This is a genomic window from Amycolatopsis sp. NPDC101161, from assembly GCF_044768185.1.
Classification (GTDB): Bacteria; Actinomycetota; Actinomycetes; order Mycobacteriales; family Pseudonocardiaceae; genus Amycolatopsis.
This window is the reverse complement of the sequence record NZ_JBIWPI010000002.1, coordinates 2055715-2073459: the sequence shown is the minus strand read 5'-3', so window position 1 is coordinate 2073459 and position 17745 is coordinate 2055715. Positions and strand designations below refer to the sequence as shown.

At 70.3% G+C, this 17745-nt stretch carries 13 protein-coding genes; 8 read left to right on the top strand and 5 right to left on the bottom strand.

Translation table 11 applies throughout. From position 1 onward, the window contains the following. Positions 1-4: 4 nt before the first annotated feature. The 4 genes from ACIRSS_RS21265 to ACIRSS_RS21250 all read right to left on the bottom strand — a co-directional run bounded on the left by ACIRSS_RS21265 (position 5) and on the right by ACIRSS_RS21250 (position 8242). A complete protein-coding gene (locus tag ACIRSS_RS21265; RefSeq protein ID WP_400897237.1) occupies positions 5-2362 on the bottom strand; it encodes a transglycosylase domain-containing protein in 2358 nt (785 codons plus the stop codon). A gap of 78 nt (positions 2363-2440) precedes the next feature. Beyond that, on the bottom strand, positions 2441-4894 hold the full coding sequence (locus ACIRSS_RS21260) for a transglycosylase domain-containing protein (RefSeq protein WP_400897235.1): 2454 nt from the start codon (positions 4892-4894) through the stop codon (positions 2441-2443). A gap of 149 nt (positions 4895-5043) precedes the next feature. Continuing rightward, positions 5044-7503 (bottom strand): transglycosylase domain-containing protein, encoded by a 2460-nt coding sequence (locus tag ACIRSS_RS21255; protein ID WP_400897233.1) that lies wholly within the window; start codon positions 7501-7503, stop codon positions 5044-5046. Between the two features lie 340 nt (positions 7504-7843). Next, positions 7844-8242, bottom strand: coding sequence for a DUF5318 domain-containing protein (locus ACIRSS_RS21250; RefSeq protein WP_400897231.1), 399 nt, complete (start codon positions 8240-8242; stop codon positions 7844-7846). 245 nt (positions 8243-8487) lie between these two features. On the opposite strand from ACIRSS_RS21250, the gene ACIRSS_RS21245 reads away from it, so the two are divergent. From ACIRSS_RS21245 to ACIRSS_RS21230, 4 genes are all read left to right on the top strand, one after another. Beyond that, positions 8488-9033 carry a PadR family transcriptional regulator gene (locus ACIRSS_RS21245; RefSeq protein WP_086679623.1) on the top strand — a complete coding sequence of 182 codons (546 nt, stop codon included), beginning with the start codon at positions 8488-8490 and terminating at the stop codon, positions 9031-9033. 72 nt (positions 9034-9105) lie between these two features. Beyond that, positions 9106-10194, top strand: coding sequence for an inositol-3-phosphate synthase (locus tag ACIRSS_RS21240; RefSeq protein WP_400897229.1), 1089 nt, complete (start codon positions 9106-9108; stop codon positions 10192-10194). Positions 10195-10285: 91 nt separating this feature from the next. Then, entirely contained in the window at positions 10286-10816 is a 531-nt protein-coding gene (locus ACIRSS_RS21235) for an RNA polymerase sigma factor (protein ID WP_400897227.1), read from the top strand. Beyond that, positions 10813-11511: a hypothetical protein gene (locus tag ACIRSS_RS21230; protein ID WP_400897225.1), complete on the top strand. Its 699-nt coding sequence runs from the start codon at positions 10813-10815 to the stop codon at positions 11509-11511. Before ACIRSS_RS21235 ends, ACIRSS_RS21230 begins: the two co-directional genes overlap by 4 nt. Here ACIRSS_RS21230 and ACIRSS_RS21225 read toward each other — a convergent pair. After that, positions 11504-12142: an HAD family hydrolase gene (locus ACIRSS_RS21225; protein WP_400897223.1), complete on the bottom strand. Its 639-nt coding sequence runs from the start codon at positions 12140-12142 to the stop codon at positions 11504-11506. The genes ACIRSS_RS21230 and ACIRSS_RS21225 overlap by 8 nt on opposite strands. Before the next feature lie 66 nt (positions 12143-12208). Between ACIRSS_RS21225 and ACIRSS_RS21220 the strand changes: the two genes are divergently transcribed. From ACIRSS_RS21220 to ACIRSS_RS21205, 4 genes are all read left to right on the top strand, one after another. After that, positions 12209-12667 (top strand): MarR family winged helix-turn-helix transcriptional regulator, encoded by a 459-nt coding sequence (locus ACIRSS_RS21220; RefSeq protein ID WP_400897221.1) that lies wholly within the window; start codon positions 12209-12211, stop codon positions 12665-12667. Continuing rightward, positions 12657-13874: an MFS transporter gene (locus ACIRSS_RS21215; RefSeq protein WP_400897219.1), complete on the top strand. Its 1218-nt coding sequence runs from the start codon at positions 12657-12659 to the stop codon at positions 13872-13874. Before ACIRSS_RS21220 ends, ACIRSS_RS21215 begins: the two co-directional genes overlap by 11 nt. Before the next feature lie 100 nt (positions 13875-13974). Further along, positions 13975-16038: a PhoX family protein gene (locus ACIRSS_RS21210; protein WP_400897217.1), complete on the top strand. Its 2064-nt coding sequence runs from the start codon at positions 13975-13977 to the stop codon at positions 16036-16038. An 87-nt stretch (positions 16039-16125) separates the two neighbouring features. Further along, positions 16126-17733 (top strand): SdrD B-like domain-containing protein, encoded by a 1608-nt coding sequence (locus tag ACIRSS_RS21205; RefSeq protein ID WP_400897215.1) that lies wholly within the window; start codon positions 16126-16128, stop codon positions 17731-17733. The last annotated feature ends 12 nt before the right edge of the window (positions 17734-17745 follow it).

Sequence of the window (17745 nt, the reverse complement as noted above, 5' to 3'; positions counted from 1 at the left end):
GACGTCACGGCCTCCTTCGGCCGCGTTGCTGGTCCTGCAGCTGCTGGAGCCGTTGCTGGAACTGGCGGAACTGCTCGAGCTGATCGGCCTGCTGCCGGTTCCCGTTCCCGGGTTGCTGCCGCTGGTTCTGCTGGTCCTGGTCCTGCTGGTTCTGGTCCTGCTGCTCCGGCTGCTGCAGCTGGACCTGCACCCGGTCCTGCGGCGAGCTGATCGCCGCCACGCGGTCGAAGCGCTCCCCCGGCCGGCCCGACAGGTACAGCTGCATGAACCGGTCCCAGATCGGGCCCGCGAGGGTCGAGCCGAACAGCGGGGCGCCGTTCGGGCCGCGCAACGCCTTGTCGCCGTCGCTGCCCACCCAGACCGCCGCGGACACCGAAGGCGTGTAGCCCACCATCCACGTCTGGGAGTTGGCGTTCGCCGCCGACGCGGGTTCGTCGTTCTGCGGGGTGTGTTGCTGCGTCCCGGTTTTGCCGGCGCACTCGTGGCCGGCCGGGCAGCTGAGCTTGGAGAACTGGATCACCGGGGCGAGCGCCGCCGTCACGTTCCCGGCGATCTGCGCGCTCTTCTGCGGGTCGTTGTCCGCGAACGCGTCGGTCGAGCGATCCTTGGCCTCGTAAGCGGTTTCGCCGTTCGCGTTGGTCACCTTCTGCACGAAGTGCCGGTCGCGCTGGACGCCGCCCGCGGCGAAGGTCGCGTACCCCGACGCCATGTCGGCCGCCGTCACCTGGGTGCCGCCGCCGCCGATGGAGATGTTGTTGTCGCCGGTGAACAGCTTGCTGCGGCCGCCGTTGCCGTCCGTCCGGATCCCGGCTTCCTGCGCCGCTTCCGCCACCCCGGACGGTTTCGTCACGTTCAGGACCATGTCGTAGAAGACGGTGTTCGTGGACCGCTGCATGGCTTCGGCGACCGTGCACTGCTGCGAGCAGCTGCTGCTGTCGCCCGCGTTGCGGATCGGCAGGTCGACGCCGGGGAACGTCCGCGGTGACGTGCCGTCGAAGCGCGCGTCGAGGCCTCGGCCGAGCTTGAGGAACGCGGCCAGGTCGAACGGCTTCATCGACGAACCGGGGTTGTGCGGCTCGTCCGCCCAGTCGCGCCCGGCCAGGTCCTCGCCGTTCGGGCCCTTCACGATCGCGTCGCCGCCGTAGTAGGCGAGCACGCCGCCGGACTTCGGGTCGACCGCGACGAGCGCGTTCAGGATCCGGTTGTCGGTCTGGTCGGCCATCCCCTCGGCGACGGCCTTCTCGGCCGACTGCTGGGCCACCGGGTCGATGGTCGTGAACACCTGGAACCCGCCCGAGTAGTACTGCTTCTCGTCGATGCCCTGCGCGGCCAGCTCGGCCTTGACCTTGGCCTTGATGAACGGGTTCAGCGCGCCCGCTTCCCGGCTCTCCCGCAGCGGGATCGGCGCCGGGAACTTCGCCGAGGCGCGCTGGGCCGGCGTCAGGTAGCCGTTCTTCAGCATCCGGTCCAGCGCGGTGTTCCACCGGCCCGTCGCGACGGCGGTGTTCTCGGACCGGCCCGGCTGCTGGATCAGGCCCGCCAGCAGCGCGGCCTGCGAGTAGTCGAGCTGCCCGACGTCCTTGCCGAAGTAGGCCTGCGCGGCGGCCTGGATCCCGTAGGCGCCGCGGCCGAAGTAGATGATGTTGAGGTAGGCGGTGATGATGTCCGCCTTCTCGTAGGTCTGGTTCATCTTGAACGACTTCGCGAGCTCGACCCACTTGCGGGACAGGGTCGGGTCGTCGTCACCGGACGAGTTCTTGATGTACTGCTGCGAAATCGTCGACCCGCCGCCGGACCCGCCGGTGACCTGGTTGTACGCCGCGCGCAGGATGCCGCCGACGTCGAAGCCGGAGTTGGTCTCGAAGGACGCGTCCTCGGTCGCGATCACGGCCTTCTTCACGACGTCCGGGATCTGGTTGGCCGCCAGGATCTGCCGGTTGCCGCCGGTCGGGACGTCCTTGCCCATCTCGGTGCCGTCGTTGTAGAGGTAGGTCACGGCCTGCCCCTGCGCCTGCGCGACCGTCTCCGGCGAAGGGACGTCGACGGCGAGGTAGGTGATCAGGAACGCGATCGCGGGCACGGCGAACGACAGCCCGGCGACGACGTAGGTGATCCGCCGGACCCGCCGCCAGCGCCGTCGCCGCAGGTCCTGGCCGGTGAGCGGCCGCGGCCGGCGCGGTGGCTGACCGGGGCGCTGGCGCAGGATCGGCACGGTCGGCGGCTCGTCCGGCTCGGTGCCGTTGTGCGCGTGGTGGGTGATCAGCTCGGGCTCGTCGCCCAGCAGGCCGGATCGCGGTGCGGGCCGCCGGGTACGTCGGCGCGGGGCCTGCTGCCGGCCGGGTGACGTGCGGTCGTGGTTCACGGGCCGTCCTCCACGGTGGGCTGCGGACGCAGTCCTCTCGGAAAGGACACGGACCGCGGCCCACCGTGGTTCAGCCGGCTAGTTGCCCGGCGCGCCGGAGTTCGTCGGTGTCTCCTTCGAAGAGGTCGACGACTTCGTGTGCTTCGGCGTGCTCGGCTGCGACGACGACTGGTTGCCGTGGTTGCCGCCCTGGTTGCCGTCGTTGTTGCCGTTGCCGTTGCCGTTGTTGTCGCCGCCGTTGTTCTGGTTCTCGTCCGTCGGGGTCGCGTCGGTGGTCGTGGCCACGTCCGACGACGGCGGCGGCGGGACTTCGCCGCCGATGCGGTCGACCTTGTCGAACCGCTCGCCCGGCTTGCCGGCCAGGTACAGCGAGAGGAACTTCTCCCACATCGGGCCGGCGATGGTCGAGCCGTAGATCGGCGAGTTGTTCTTGCCGTGCAGCGGCTTGTTGCCGTCGCCGCCGACCCAGGCCGCCACCGAGACCGACGGCGTGTACCCCACCATCCACGTCTGCGAGTTCGCGTTCGCCGCCCACGCCGGCTCACCCGCGGTCTTCGTGTGCTGCTGGGTCCCGGTCTTGCCGGCGCACTCGTGGCCGGCCGGGCACTTCAGGTGCGAGAAGTCGATCACCGGCTTCAGCGCCTCGGTGACGTTCCCGGCGATCTGGCGGCTCTTGTCGGAGTCGCTGTCGAACGCGGCCTTGGCGTCGGTCGGCGCCTCGTAGGCGACCTCGTTCTGCCCGTTGCTCACCTTCAGCACGAAGTGGCGGGGGCGCTGCTGGCCGTTGGCCGCGAACGTCGCGTACGCCGCGGCCATGTCCAGCGGCGTGATCTGGGTTTCGCCGCCGCCGAGGGAGATGTTGTTGTCCTTGGTCGAGATGATCGACTGGCCGCCGTCGTCGTTCTTGGTCTTCACGCCGGCTTCGCGCGCCGCGTCCTTGACCGGCTGCTGGTGGGTCTGGTTGAGGACCATGTCGTAGAAGACCGTGTTCGCGGACCGCTTCATCGCCTCGGCGACGGTGCACTCCTGCGAGCAGCTGCTGCCCGGGCCGGCGTTGCGCACGACACGGCCGTCGAAGGTGCGGTTGTTGGAGCCGTCGAACGTCGCGTCGAGGCCCTTGCCCATCTTGAGGAACGCCGTGAGGTCGAACGGCTTCATCGACGAACCCGGGTTCTGCGGTGTGTTCGCCCAGTCGCGCCCGGCCTGGTCCTGCCCGTTGACCTGGATGACCGGCTTGCCGCCGTAGTAGGCGAGCACGCCGCCGGTCTTCGGGTCGACGGCGACGAGCGCGTCGAGCAGGTTGTCGTCGACCTGGTTCTGGAGCGCCTCGGTGGCGGCCTGCTCCGCGGCCTGCTGCGCCTTCGGGTCGATCGTCGTCTGGACGACGAAGCCGCCGGAGTAGTAGCGGTCCTCCGGGATGTCGTGCGCGGCCAGCTCGTCCTTCACCTGCTGGACGACGAACGCGGGTGGCGCGCCGGCCTGCTGCTTGCTGTCTTCGAGCGGGATCGGCGTCGGGAACTTCGCCGCCGCGCGGTCGGCCGCGGTGATGTAGTTGTTCTTCACCATCCGGTCGAGCGCGGTGTTCCAGCGGTCTTGCGCGACCTTGGGGTTCTCCGAGCGGCCCGGCTGCTGGATCAGCCCGGCCAGCAACGCGGCTTCCGAGAAGGTCAGGTCCTTGGCGTCCTTGTGGAAGAAGGCCTGCGACGCCGCGCCGACCCCGTACGCCCCGCGCCCGAAGTAGATGATGTTCAGGTACGCGGTGATGATGTCCTTCTTCTCGTACGTCTGGTTCATCTTGAAGGACTTGGCCAGCTCGGTCCACTTGCGCGTCAGCGTGGGCGCGTCGTTGTCGGTGGCCTTCTTGATGTACTGCTGCGAGATCGTCGAGCCACCGCCCGTGCCGCCGGTGGCCTGGTTGTAGGCCGCGCGCAGCAGGCCGGTGATGTCGAAGCCGGAGTTCGTCTCGAACGACGCGTCCTCGGTCGCGATCGCCGCGTGCTTCATGACGTCGGGGATCTGCTCCGGCGTCAGCAGCACGCGGTTGCCGCCGCGCGGGACGTCCTTGCCCATCGGCGAGCCGTCGGCGAAGAGGTAGGTCACCGCCTGGCTCTGGCTCTGCGCCACCTCGGTCGGCGACGGCACGTCGACCAGGAAGTACGTGATGACGAACGCGATCGCCGGGAGCACGAAGAACACCGCGACGAACGCGTAGGCCACGCGCCGGATGATCTTCCAGCGCCGCTTCTTCCGCTGTTCCGGGGTGAGGACCGGCTTGCCGTCGGCGTCGGACTCGACGTCGGGGGTGTCCGGCTCCTCGTACGCGTGGTGCGTCATCAGCTCGGGGCCGCCGCTCATCGGCGGCGGCTCGGGCCGGTACCCGCGCGGCGGTGTCCGCGGCGGCTGCTGGGGCGGCTGCTGCTGCCACGGCTGCTGCGGGCGGCGCGGACCCTGGCCGGGCGGCGGACCCTGGGGTGCGCGACGGCGCGGATCGGGTCCCTGGCCGGGCCAGGAGCGGGATCGATCGTCGGGCACGGGGCAGTCCTCCAGTGTGCGCGGGCAGCATCGGTCGCCGCCCCCTCTACGAAAGGACGCGCGTACCTCGGCGGGGTTCCCGGAACGAGCGACCTGAAACGCTTCAGGGCCCTCCGCGAACGCGCGGAGGGCCCTGAAGTAGGACGTCGCTAGCCGGGCCCGGAGCCCGGTGGCGAGGCGATCCCGCCACCACCACCGAAGGTGTTGCCGTCGCCGGGATTGGGGGTCGTGATCGGCGGCCCGGGGCGGGTCCGGGTCCGCGTCGGCGTGGACGTGTCGGTGTTCGACGGCTCCGTGCTGGGCGGCGTCTCCGTGGTGCTCGGCGGGGTCGTCGTGGTCGGCGTGTCCGGCGGCTTCGACTGCGTCGTCGTCACGTCGTTGACGTCCTTGCCGATCGGCGCGACCTTGTCGAACTTCTCCCCCTGTTTGCCCTTGAGGTAGAGGTTCATGAAGTTCTGCCACGTCGGACCGGCGATCGTGGCACCGAAGATCGGCTTGTTGTTCGGGTCGTGCAGCGGCTTGTTGCCGTCGCCGCCGACCCAGACCGCGGCCGACACCGACGGGGTGTAGCCCACCATCCACGTCTGCGCGTTGCGGTCGGCGTACGCCTTCGGGTCGCCGTCCTTCGGCGTGTACTGCTGCGTACCGGTCTTGCCGGCGCACTCGTGGCCGCTGGGGCACTTCAGGTGGGAGTGATCGATGACGGGGATCAGCGCCTGGGTGACGTTGCCCGCGATCTGCTGGCTCTTCGACGCGTCGTCGTCGAACGCCGGGTTGGTCTTGATGTTGTTCTGGTCGAACTCCACCTCGTCCTGGGCGTTCGTCAGCTTCGCGACGAAGTGCTGCTCGTGGTAGGTGCCACCGCTGGCGAACGACGCGTACGCGGCCGCCATGTCCTCCGGCGTCACGGCCGTGCCACCACCACCGAGCGAGATGTTGTTGTCGTCGGTGTAGAGGACGCTCTTGCCGTTCGGGGCGACCTTGACCCCGGCTTCCTTGGCCGCTTCCGCGACCCGCGACGGCTTCGTCACGTTCAGGACCATGTCGTAGAACACGGTGTTCGCCGAGATCTCCATCGCCTTGGCGACGGTGCAGTCCTTGCCGCAGCTGGCGCTGTCACCCGCGTTCCGGACCGTGCGGCCGCCGAGCACCCGGTTGTTCGAGCCGTCGAACACCTCGCCGAGGCCCTTGCCCATCTTGAGGAACGCCGTGAGGTCGAACGCCTTCACCGACGAACCGGGGTTTCTCGCCTGGTTGGCGCGGTCCTGGCCGATCTGGTCCTTGCCGTTGGCGTCCTTCACCAGCTCCGGCCCGCCGTAGTAGGCGAGCACCCCGCCGGTCTTCGGGTCGACGGCGACGAGCGCGTTCAGCAGGTTCTCGTCGGTCTGGCCCTTCATGCCGTCGGCCGCGGCCTTCTCCGCGGCGTCCTGGGCCGCCGGGTCGATCGTGGTGAAGATCTTGGCGCCGCTGGAGAACAGCTTGTTCTCGTCGTAACCGCGCGTCGCGAGCTCGTCCTTGATCCGCTGCTGGACCTGGTAGGTGAGCTTGCCCGTGTTCTGGTCCTTGTTGGCGTTCTTCGCGATCGGCGTCGGGTACTGGAAGGTCGCCCGCTCGTCCGCGCGCAGCCACTTGTTGGCGACCATCTGGTCCATCACGTACGCCCAGCGCTTCTGGGCGTACGCCTGGTTCTCCGAGCGGCCGGGGCCCTGGATCAGGCCGGCCAGGAGCGAGGCTTCGGACGCGTTGAGGTCCTTGGCGTCCTTGTTGAAGTACGCCTTCGCGGCCGCCTGGATGCCGTTCGCGCCGCGGCCGAAGTAGACGATGTTCAGGTAGGAAGTGATGATCTCTTCCTTGGACTGCTGGTTGTTCATCTTGAACGACTTGGCCAGCTCGGTCCACTTGCGGGTCAGCGTCGGGGCGTCGTTCTGCGTCGCCTGCTTGATGTACTGCTGGGAGATGGTCGAACCACCGCCCTGGCCGCCGGAGACCTGGTTCCAGACCGCGCGCAGGATGCCGGTGACGTCGAAGCCCGAGTTGGTCTCGAACGTCGCGTCCTCCGCCGAGTACACCGCGTGCTTGACGACCTCGGGCACCTCGCCCGGCTTGAGCAGCTGGCGGTCGCCGCCCGGCGGCAGCTCCCGGCCCATCACCTGGCCGCTGGCGTCGTAGTAGGTGATCGGCTGGTTCTGCAGCGACTTGATGCTCTCCGGCGTCGGCACGTCGACCAGGAAGTACGTGATGACGAACGCGATCGCGGGGACGACGAAGAACAGCCCGACGAAGGCGTACGCCACCCGCCGGATGATCTTCCACCGGCGCTTCTTGCGCTGCGCCGGCGTGAGGACCTTCTTGCCCTTTTCGTCGAGCTCGTCCTGGGGCTCGACGTCGTCGGCGAACTCGTTGAAGGCGGCGTCGTCGTAGCCGTCGTCGTACGGGTCGCGGCCGAGGTCGTCGGTGCCGTTGTGCGCGTGGTGGGTGATCAGGTCCGGCTCGCGCCCCGGAGGCGGCACCGGCCGGTTGCCGGGCTGGCGGAAGCCCTGCGGCGGCGACCCGGGCGGACCCTGCTGCGGGCGCTGCCCGGGCGGCGGGACCGCGCGCCGGGGCGGCATGCCCTGCTGGCCCTGCTGACGCGGGCGCTGCGGCCGCCTCGGCGGCTCGTCGCCGGCGGGCCACTGGGGACCGCCCTCGTCGCCGGCGGGCCACTCGGGCGACCCGCCGCCACGCGGGTTGCCCCGGGGCGGCGTCCCGCGCTGGGGTCGGCGGGGGGCCTCTTCACCGGGCCACGCCGGTCCGGGGTCTTCCCCCGGCCACGGGCCTGACTGGGCACGGCGAGGTGCATCTGGCTCCTGGCCGGGCCAGGAGCGGTTGCGGTCGTCGTTCACGAATGGGCCTCCCAGACCGGCGCCCGGTAGTGCGCCGTTCTGCGCTCTTCAGCGGTTGTGATCCAGCTCACCGGCCTGCGGTCCTTCGTGGACCGTCGGCCGGTTCCCCCGTACCGAGGACGTACGACCGGACCAGGTGGTTCCAGTGGCACGCCCGGCACACTTCGACGTCGTACACGGTGAACTCGGCGAACCGGCCGGCCATTCCGGCCAGCTCTTCGGGGGTCCTCGCCGAGCCCGCGACGTGCTTGAGTTCGTCACCGTAGACCCAGGACACCAGGGTCAACGGTTCCTGGCGGCAGATCGGGCAGGGCTGGTCACCGGCCCGGCCGTGGAACTTCGCCGCCCGCAGCAGGTACGGGCTCGCGTCGCAGGCTTCGTAGCTGCCGACGCGCCCGGAGCGGACTTCGGCCAGCAGCGCACGGCGCTGCAGCGCGTAGTCCACGACCTGCCGCTGGTTAATCACCAGGACAGAGTACGGGCTCTTCCTGTGTCGTCCACGCCCCCTAGCGCGACCTGTGGCGGAGCCGACGGGGACACGCCGGACGTTCGATAACTCTCCGGTCAATTTCGCCCACCGCGCAGTGAGCGGCCTCGTTAGCTTCGCCACTTCGATGTATCGGCGCGATATAGTGGCTGAGTAGGTTGGATCGAGGCGATCGTTCGGAGCAACGCCCGACGTCTCGGTTTGTTCCCGAAAGGGGGTGCGGTGTGCTGGAGTTCGCGATCCTCGGTCTTCTGCACGAAGCGCCCATGCACGGGTACGTGCTGCGCAAGCGGCTGCACGAGACGCTCGGCACGTTCCGGACGTTCTCGTACGGCTCGCTGTACCCGACCCTGCGGAAGCTGCTGCGGGCCGGGTACCTGGTCGAAGAGCTGGACGAGGCCGACGACCGGGCGTGGTCGCGGCGCGGGCGGCGGGTCTACAAGCTCACCGCGGAGGGCAAGGAGCGCTTCGGCGAGCTGCTCGGCGACGCCGGGCCGCAGACCTGGGACGACGAGGGTTTCGGCGTCCACCTGGCCTTCTTCTCGCGGACCCCGGCCGACGTGCGGATGCGGATCCTCGAGGGGCGCCGCCGCCGCGTCGAAGAACGCCGTGAGGGCATGCGGGCGGCACTGGCCAGGGCCGAGGAGAAGATCGATCGCTACACCCGCGAGCTGCACCGGCTGGGGCTGGAGACCAGCGAGCGGGAGGTGCGCTGGCTCAACGAGCTGATCGCGCACGAACAAGCCGAACGGCAGGGTCCGGAGACCTGAGCCGACCGGCGCGGGCCGCAGCGTCGCGGCACCAGACCTACTGAACAGACACGGATTGAAGGAGAAACCCCCATGGGCGAGAACCGCCGCGTACGGGTGGCCATCGTGGGCGTCGGCAACTGCGCGGCGTCGCTGGTCCAGGGAGTCCAGTACTACCGCGACGCGGACCCGGCCACCCGCGTCCCCGGTCTGATGCACGTCGACTTCGGCGGGTACCACGTCCGCGACATCGAGTTCGTCGCCGCGTTCGACGTGGACGCCAAGAAGGTCAGCCGCGACCTGTCCGAGGCGATCTTCGCCTCCGAGAACAACACGATCAAGATCGCCGACGTGCCGCCGCTCGGCGTCACCGTCCAGCGCGGCCACACCCACGACGGGCTCGGCCGCTTCTACCGCGAGACGATCGAGGAGTCCGACGAGACCCCGGTCGACATCGTCGCCGCGCTGCGCGAGGCGCAGGCCGACGTGCTCGTGTCGTACCTGCCGGTGGGCTCCGAGGTGGCCGACAAGTTCTACGCCCAGGCCGCGATCGACGCCGGCGTGGCGTTCGTCAACGCGCTGCCCGTGTTCATCGCCTCCGACCCCGAGTGGGCGCAGAAGTTCACCGACGCGGGCGTCCCGATCGTCGGCGACGACATCAAGTCCCAGGTCGGCGCCACCATCACGCACCGCGTGCTGGCCAAGCTGTTCGAGGACCGCGGCGTCCAGCTCGACCGGACGATGCAGCTCAACGTGGGCGGGAACATGGACTTCCTGAACATGAAGGAGCTCGAGCGGCTCGAGTCGAAGAAGATCTCGAAGACCCAGTCGGTGACGTCGCAGGTCGACCGCGAGCTCGGCAAGGGCAACGTCCACATCGGACCGTCGGACTACGTGCAGTGGCTCGACGACCGCAAGTGGGCCTACGTCCGGCTCGAGGGCCGCGCGTTCGGCGACGTGCCGCTGAACCTGGAGTACAAGCTCGAGGTGTGGGACTCGCCGAACTCGGCGGGCATCATCATCGACGCCGTGCGCGCCGCGAAGATCGCGCTCGACCGCGGCATCGGCGGCCCGATCCTGTCGGCGTCGTCCTACTTCATGAAGTCGCCGCCGGAGCAGTACGACGACGCGACCGCCCGCGACGCCGTCGAGAAGTTCATCCGCGGCGAAGTCGAGCGGTAGAGCAGACCCCCGTCGAAGGCCGTCACCGCTGGTGGCGGCCTTCTTCGCGTGGTGCACTAAACCGGTGGGGCGGGGTGCGCGTTGGCGGGGCGTGAGTGCGAGCGTGGGCGAGAGCGCGCCGGGGGACCTGGGCGCGCCGACGTTCCACGACCTGTTCCGGGAGTACTTCGCCCAGATGACGCGGCTCGCCCACCTGCTCGGCGCGGACGACGCGGAGAACGTCGCCCAGGAGGCCTTCGTCAAGCTCCACCAGCGCTGGGACACCCTGTCCGACCACACGCGGGTGGCCGGCTACCTCCGCACGACCGTGGTGAACATGTCCCGGTCGCGCACGCGGCACCTGCGCGTCGTCCGGCGGACCCCGCAGGACCGGCCGCCGGACGAACTGTCGGCCGAGGTCCGGGCGGTGGCCAACTGGGAGCACGAGCGGTTGCGGACGGTGCTGGGGAAATTGTCCCGTCGCCAACGCGAGGTGCTGGTGCTTCGCTATTGGCTGGACCTCAGTACGGCGGGCATCGCGGAGACCCTGGGTATTTCCCCGGGAACGGTCAAGGCGACGACCCACCACGCGATGGAGAACCTGCGCAAGCACCTGGGGGAAGAGCCGGGAGGTGAGCGATGACCGACCTGGAACGCAAGCTGGCCGAAGCACTGCGCGGGCAGGCGGAGGAGGTCACGCCCAACCTCGACGCGGCGTGGGCGGAGCAGCAGAGGAGGCAGCACCGACCCCGGCGCCGCCGGTTGACGGTGGTGATCGCGCCACTGGCGGCGGTCCTGGTGGTGCTGACCAGCGTGCTCCTGGCCACGCAGCTGAACACGGCTTCGGCTCCGCCGGCGAACCCGGGGCAAGCGCTGAAGCTGGCGACGCCGGTGTACGAACCCATGGCGGAGCTGGTCATGACGGGTACGCCGGTGGCCCTCACGGAGTTCGCCGGCCAGACCGACCGCTGGCGAGCCTGGGCTTTCACGACGATCCGGCGGGGCGAACCCGGCCTGCTGTTCTGCGTGGCCGCGATGCCCGCGGACTTGCCGTTCAGCAGCAGCAGCCCGCAGTTCGGCCCTTCGCCGCGGTGCGTTCCCTTCGTTTCGGCGGACGGGAAGGTCCTCTTGGCCGGGTACATCGGCGAAAACTTCGGGCCGCTGCCGCCGGACAAGGCGGTCTACCTGCTCGGCTCCACGACGGATCTCCTGCGGCTCTACGACGCGAAGGGCGACCTGAGCCAAGGCCGGTGGGTTGGCAGGCTGGGGAACACCTACCAAGTGTTCGTGGCCGATGTGGCCGCCGGCTCGCCGCCGGTGCGCTTCGAGGTCAGCTGAGCCCGAGGGCGCCCGGCAGGTCGGTGATCTTCTCCACCACCGCCGTGGCCTGCTTCAACACCTCGGGATCCGGCGGGAAGTGCGGGTTGGGCACCGCATACACCGCCATCCCGGCCGCCAAAGCCGACCGCAGCCCGTTCGTCGTGTCCTCCACAGCGGCGCAATCGCCCGGCGAAACACCCAGCAGCTCGGCCGCCCGCAGGTACACGTCCGGCGCCGGCTTCCCGGCCCCCACCTGCTCCGACGACACCGCCGCTCCCACCGGCAAACCCGTCACGTCCAAGAAGCCCTTGATCAAGATCACCGGCGACGAACTCGCGATCGCCACCGGCCACCGCGCCGACACCTGCCGCACGACCTCGACCGCTCCGGGGATCAACGGCGGCTCGGCCGCGTATCGCGCCGCCATCCGCTTGACCACCAAGGTCGCGATCTCCGGTGGCGACAGCCGCGCGCCCAGTTCCTCCACCAGGTAGCGGGCCCACTCCGGCGTGCTCATCCCCTGCTGCGCCCGCGTCGCCTCGGGGAGCCACGTGCCGCCGTGCTCGGCCACCACCGCCCGGCGCACCTCGTCCCAGATGCGCTCCGAGTCCACCAAGACGCCGTCGAGGTCGAAGATCACCGCTTCCATCCCCCGAGCCTAGCCTGTGAGCCGACTTACTTAGCCACCCTTACTAATTTTTGTTAGCATAGCTAAGTGACTTCCCCGATCGCCGACCTCGCCCACCGGCTGCGGCCGCTGGTCTTCCGGCTGTACCACCAGGTGCGCCGGCAGACGCCGCAGCTGTCGCTGACCCTCACGCAGGGCTCGGTGCTGAGCGAGCTGGTCAACGGCGGGCCGCGGCGGATGAGCGCGCTGGCCGAGTTCGAGCAGGTCAAGCTGCCGTCGATGACCGACGTCGTCAGCCGCCTCGAGCGCCTCGGCCTCGCCACCCGCACGCCGGACCCCGCCGACCGGCGGGCGGTGCTCGTGGACGTCACCGACGAGGGTCGCCGCTTCTACGCCGAGACGGTGGCCGCCCGGGAGGAGTTCCTCCGCGAGCGGCTCATCGCCATGGACGACACCGACCGCGCCGCGATCGAAGCCGCTCTCCCGGCCCTCGCCAAGTTGCTTGTCGACACCAAGAAGGAGGAACTGATCAGCGATGAGCGCTGAACACCACTCGAGCCTGCTGGACGCCGTCAAGGGCCAGCCCAAGCAGGTGTGGATCACCGCGTTCGCCGCGGTCATCGCCTTCATGGGGATCGGGCTGGTCGACCCGATCCTGCTGTCCATCGCCAAGGGTCTGGACGCGACGCCGTCGCAGGTCACGCTGCTCTTCTCGTCCTACCTCGGCGTCCAGGTCATCGCGATGCTGGTCACCGGCGCGGCGAGCGCCAAGTTCGGCCCGAAGAAGACCGTCCTGGTCGGGCTGACGCTGATCGTCGCGGCCACCGCGCTGTGTTCGGCCGCCGGCTCGATCGAGCAGCTCGTCGGCCTGCGCGCGGTCTGGGGGCTCGGCAACGCGTTCTTCATCGCGACCGCGCTTTCGGTGATCGTCGGCGCCGCGACCGGCGGCCAGTCCGGCGCGATCCTGCTCTACGAGGCCGCCCTCGGGGTCGGCCTGTCGGTCGGTCCGCTGCTCGGCGCGCTGCTCGGCAGCATCTCGTGGCGCGGTCCGTTCCTCGGCACCGCGATCCTGATGGCCGGCGCGCTCGTGCTGTGCGCGGTCTTCCTCAAGAGCGACAAGGGTGAGCAGCGCGCCCCGATCAAGCTGCTCGACCCGCTGCGCGCGCTGAAGCACCCCGGTCTGCTGCGCACCTCGGTCGCGTCGGCGCTGTACACGGCCGCGTTCTTCGCGGTGCTGGCCTGGTCGCCGTTCGTCCTCGGCTGGAGCGCCATCGCCGTCGGGCTGGTCTTCTGCGGCTGGGGCCTGTGCGTCGCCGTCGCCGGGGTCGCCCTCGCGCCGCGGCTGGCCGCCAGGCTCGGTGAGCGGCACGCCGCCGCGGCCGCCGTCTTCGGCTACGCCGTGCTGATGCTGGTGCTCGCCGTGCCGAGCAAGCCGGTCCTGGTCGCCGGGATCATCGTCTCGGGGCTCGTGTCCGGCCTGCTGAACACGCTGTTCACCGGCACCGCGATGTCGATCAGCGACGCGCCGCGCCCTGTCGCCAGCGCGGGCTACAACTTCTGCCGCTGGCTCGGGGGCGCCGTCGCCGCGACGCTCGTCGGGCACGTCGCCGAGTGGTTCGGCTCGCCGCAGGCGCCGTTCATCGCCTCGGCCGTGCTGTGCGTCGTCGCGGGTGCGCTGCTCTCGCTGCGGGAGCGCCAGGCCGACCCGCACGCGGTGCCGCAGGAAGCCGCGCTCGTCGGCGAGGAGTTCTGACCGGAACGCCAGTACACCAGGTGTTCACCTGAATGTCTGGATTGGCTGGTTTTGGGAGCTTAGGTTCGGTTCGTTCCCGAACTCCCACCCTGGAGGCGTTGTGCTCGACCGCCTGCTCCCGCTGTTCCCCGCCCACCCTGGCGGCCGATCCCCGATCACCTGCGAGTACCGCTGCGGCAACGCGTGCGCCCACCCCGAGGCCAACGAATCCGGCAACGAGTACTTCGGCGACGTCGTCAAGGACATCTCGCGCCGCCGGGTGTTCAAGGCCGGTGCCGTGATGGCCGCCGCCGCGGGCGGGTTCGCCGCCCTGTCCGGCACGGCGGCGGCCTCGCCCGCCGGGCCCGCTTCGAAGCCGCCGCGGCCCGTGCCCGGCACCGACTTCGAACCGGTCCCGCCGAACAAGCTCGACCAGGTCAGCATCCCCGCGGCCTACGACCAGCGCGTCGTCGTCCGCTGGGGCGACCCGGTCGTCGCCGGCGCCCCGAAGTTCGACTTCACCAAGCAGACGGCGGCCGCGCAGGCCAAGCAGTTCGGCTACAACAACGACTTCGTCGGCCTGATCCCGCAGGACCCGCTGGGGCTGAGCAACCTGCTCGTGGTCAACCACGAGTACACGACCGAGGTCCACATGTTCCCGGCCGACCAGTACGACCCGGCGAACCCGACCGAGGAGCAGGTCAAGATCGCCTGGGCGGCGCACGGCCTGTCGGTGCTGCTGACCCGCCGCGACCCGGTGCACGGCGGCCTCGCGGTCGTCCCGAGCCGGTACGGCCGCCGGATCACGCTCGACACGGTCTTCGAGGTCCGCGGCCCGGCCGCGGGCTCGAAGTACCTGAAGACGTCGGCCGACCCGAGCGGGCGCAAGGTCCGCGGCACGCAGAACAACTGCTCCGGCGGTGTGACGCCGTGGGGCACGGTGCTGTCCGGCGAGGAGAACTTCGACCAGTACTTCGCCAACTCCGACAAGGTCACCGACCCGGTCGCCGCCGCGCGGCTCAAGCGCTACTCCGTCGGCGCCGGGACGAGCACCCGCAAGTGGGAGCGCTTCGACAAGCGCTGGGACGTCTCGCAGGAGCCGAACGAGCCGAACCGCTTCGGCTGGGTCGTCGAGATCGACCCGAACGACCCGGACTCGACGCCGGTCAAGCACACCGCGCTCGGCCGGTTCAAGCACGAGGCCGCCAACGTCAAGATCACCGCCGACGGCCGGGTCGCCGTCTACTCCGGCGACGACAGCCGGTTCGAGTACATCTACAAGTTCGTTTCGAAGGGCAAGTACAAGCCCGGCAACAGCGCGCACGCGCGGCGGCACAACTCGGCGCTGCTCGACGAGGGCACGCTGTACGTCGCCCGCTTCACCGGCGACAGCCCCGGCGAGATCGACGGCACCGGCAAGCTCCCGGCGGACCACGAGTTCGACGGCACCGGCGAGTGGATCCCGCTCGCCAGCGGCGAAAAGTCCTTTGTGGACGGATTCACCGCCGAGGAGGTCTACGTCTTCACGCGCCAGGCCGCCGACAAGGTCGCCGCGACGAAGATGGACCGGCCGGAGGACATCGAGCCGAACCCGGTCAACGGCCGGATCTACGCGGCGCTGACCAACAACACCGACCGCGGCGCGGCGGGCAAGGCCGGCGTCGACGAGGTGAACCCGCGCAACGGCAACAAGAACGGCCACATCCTGGAGTGGGAGGAGAACCGCGGCGACGCGGCGTCGACGCGCTTCTCCTGGCGGCTGCTGCTCGTCTGCGGTGACCCGGCCGCGGCCGACACGTACTTCGGCGGCTTCGACAAGGGCCAGGTCAGCCCGATCTCGTGCCCGGACAACGTGGCCTTCGACCGGCACGGCAACCTGTGGATCGCCACCGACGGCAACGCCCTCGGCGCGAACGACGGCCTGTTCTCGGTGCCGGTCACCGGCCCGGAGCGCGGGCACGTCAAGCAGTTCCTCTCGGTGCCGGTCGGCGCCGAGACCTGCGGCCCGGTCGTGACGGACCACCTCGTGCTCGTCGCGGTCCAGCACCCGGGCGAAAACGCGGCGAGCTCGGCGAACCCGACGTCGCACTGGCCCGACGGCGGCACCGCCCAGCCGCGGCCGTCGATCGTCTCGGTGTGGAAGAAGGGCCGCTTCGGCCTGCCCGGCCGCATCGGCGAACGCTGACGCGCGGGGCCCGCACCGGCCGAGATTCACTCTTAAGTGGACGGTTCTCGCCCGGTGCGGGCCCCGGCCCCGCGCCATAGTCGAGGCATGGTCCGTTCGGCTCGCGTGGTGGCAGTGGCGGTGGTGGCGCTCTCGGGGACGGTCGTACCCGCGGCCGCCGCGGGCGCGCCGTCGGCGTGCGGCGGGATCGCGGCCAACCCGAGCGTCGAGGAGACCGCCCGCAACGGCGCTCCGGACGCCTACGTCTTCACGCCGGCCGCGCCCGTGCCGCCCGGTACTCCGTCCGCCAAGGTGCCGCGGCTGCTGACCGAGCAGGCGTTCGCCGTCGACGGGCAGCGGTCCGCGGTGATCCAGACGCCGGACGGCAAGGCCAGCACCGCGACTTCGACCGAGAAGTTCGTGCCCGGCGGCGTCTACACGCTGAGCGTGTCGACCGGCTCGTACGTGCCCGCCGCCGGACCGGCGACCGGCCTGCGCTTCTACGACGTGACCGGCGCCCAGGTCCAGGAGACCAAGCTGGTCGCCGACCACGACGCCGCCGACGGCCACCTGGCGAAGCAGGAGTTCCCGCCGGTGACGGCCCCGGCGAAGGCCGCGTCGGTGAAGTTCTTCGCGACGACGAGCGCCGAGCGGCTGCGCTGGGACTGCGTCGGCCTGCAGCTCGCGGCGTACTCCGTGAAGAAGGAAGTGCAGAACCCGGCGACCGGCGCGTGGGGCCCGTTCGCGACGGTCACCGCGGGCGAGACCGCCCACTACCGCGTCACCGTGGCGAACGAGGGCACGCAGGACCTCTCCGGGATCACCGTGCTGGACCCGTGGTGCACCGGGACGTTCGCGCCGTTCGCCCTCGCGGCGGGCGCGAACAAGGCGCTGACCTGCGACCACCCGAACCTGACGGTGGCCGACACCGGGCACGTCAACACGGCGAAGGTGACCGGCGTCCAGTACCCGGGCGGCACGCTGGGCGACAAGACGGCGTCGGCGACGATCACCGTCCTACCGCCGCCGGCGATCGCCAAGATCGGCGACTTCGCCTGGGCGGACCGCAACCGCGACGGGATCCAGGACCCGGACGAGCCCGGCGTCGCGGGCGTGAAGGTGACGCTGAAGGACGGCGCGGGCGGCACGGTCGCCACCACGACGACGGACGACAAGGGCAAGTACGGCTTCGAGAAGCTGAAGGACGGCACGTACCAGGTCTGCTTCGCGGTGCCCTCGGGCTACGCGGTGACCAGCAAGGACGCGGCTCCCGACGACCGCGATTCGGACGCGGGGCCGGACGGCTGCACCGCGCCGCGCACGGTCGGCGCCCCGTCGCACGAGGACTTCGCGGTCGACCTCGGCCTGGTCACGCCGACGAACCGCATCGGCGACTTCGCCTGGTCGGACACCAACGGCAACGGCCTGCAGGACGCGGGCGAGCCGGGCCTGGCCGGCGTGAAGGCCGTGCTGAAGAGCGGCGACAAGGAGATCGCGAGCGTGGTGACGGGCCCGGACGGCGCGTACGGCTTCGACGGTCTCGAGGACGGCAGCTACCAGGTGTGCTTCACGGCGGACGGCAAGCACCCGACGCTGAAGGACGCCGGAGACGACACCAAGGACTCCGACGCGGATCCGGCGACGGGCTGCGCGGATTCCCGGCAGCTCGGCCCGGACAAGCGGGACGACCGGACGGTCGACGTGGGCTTCGCGTAGTTACGGTGGGGA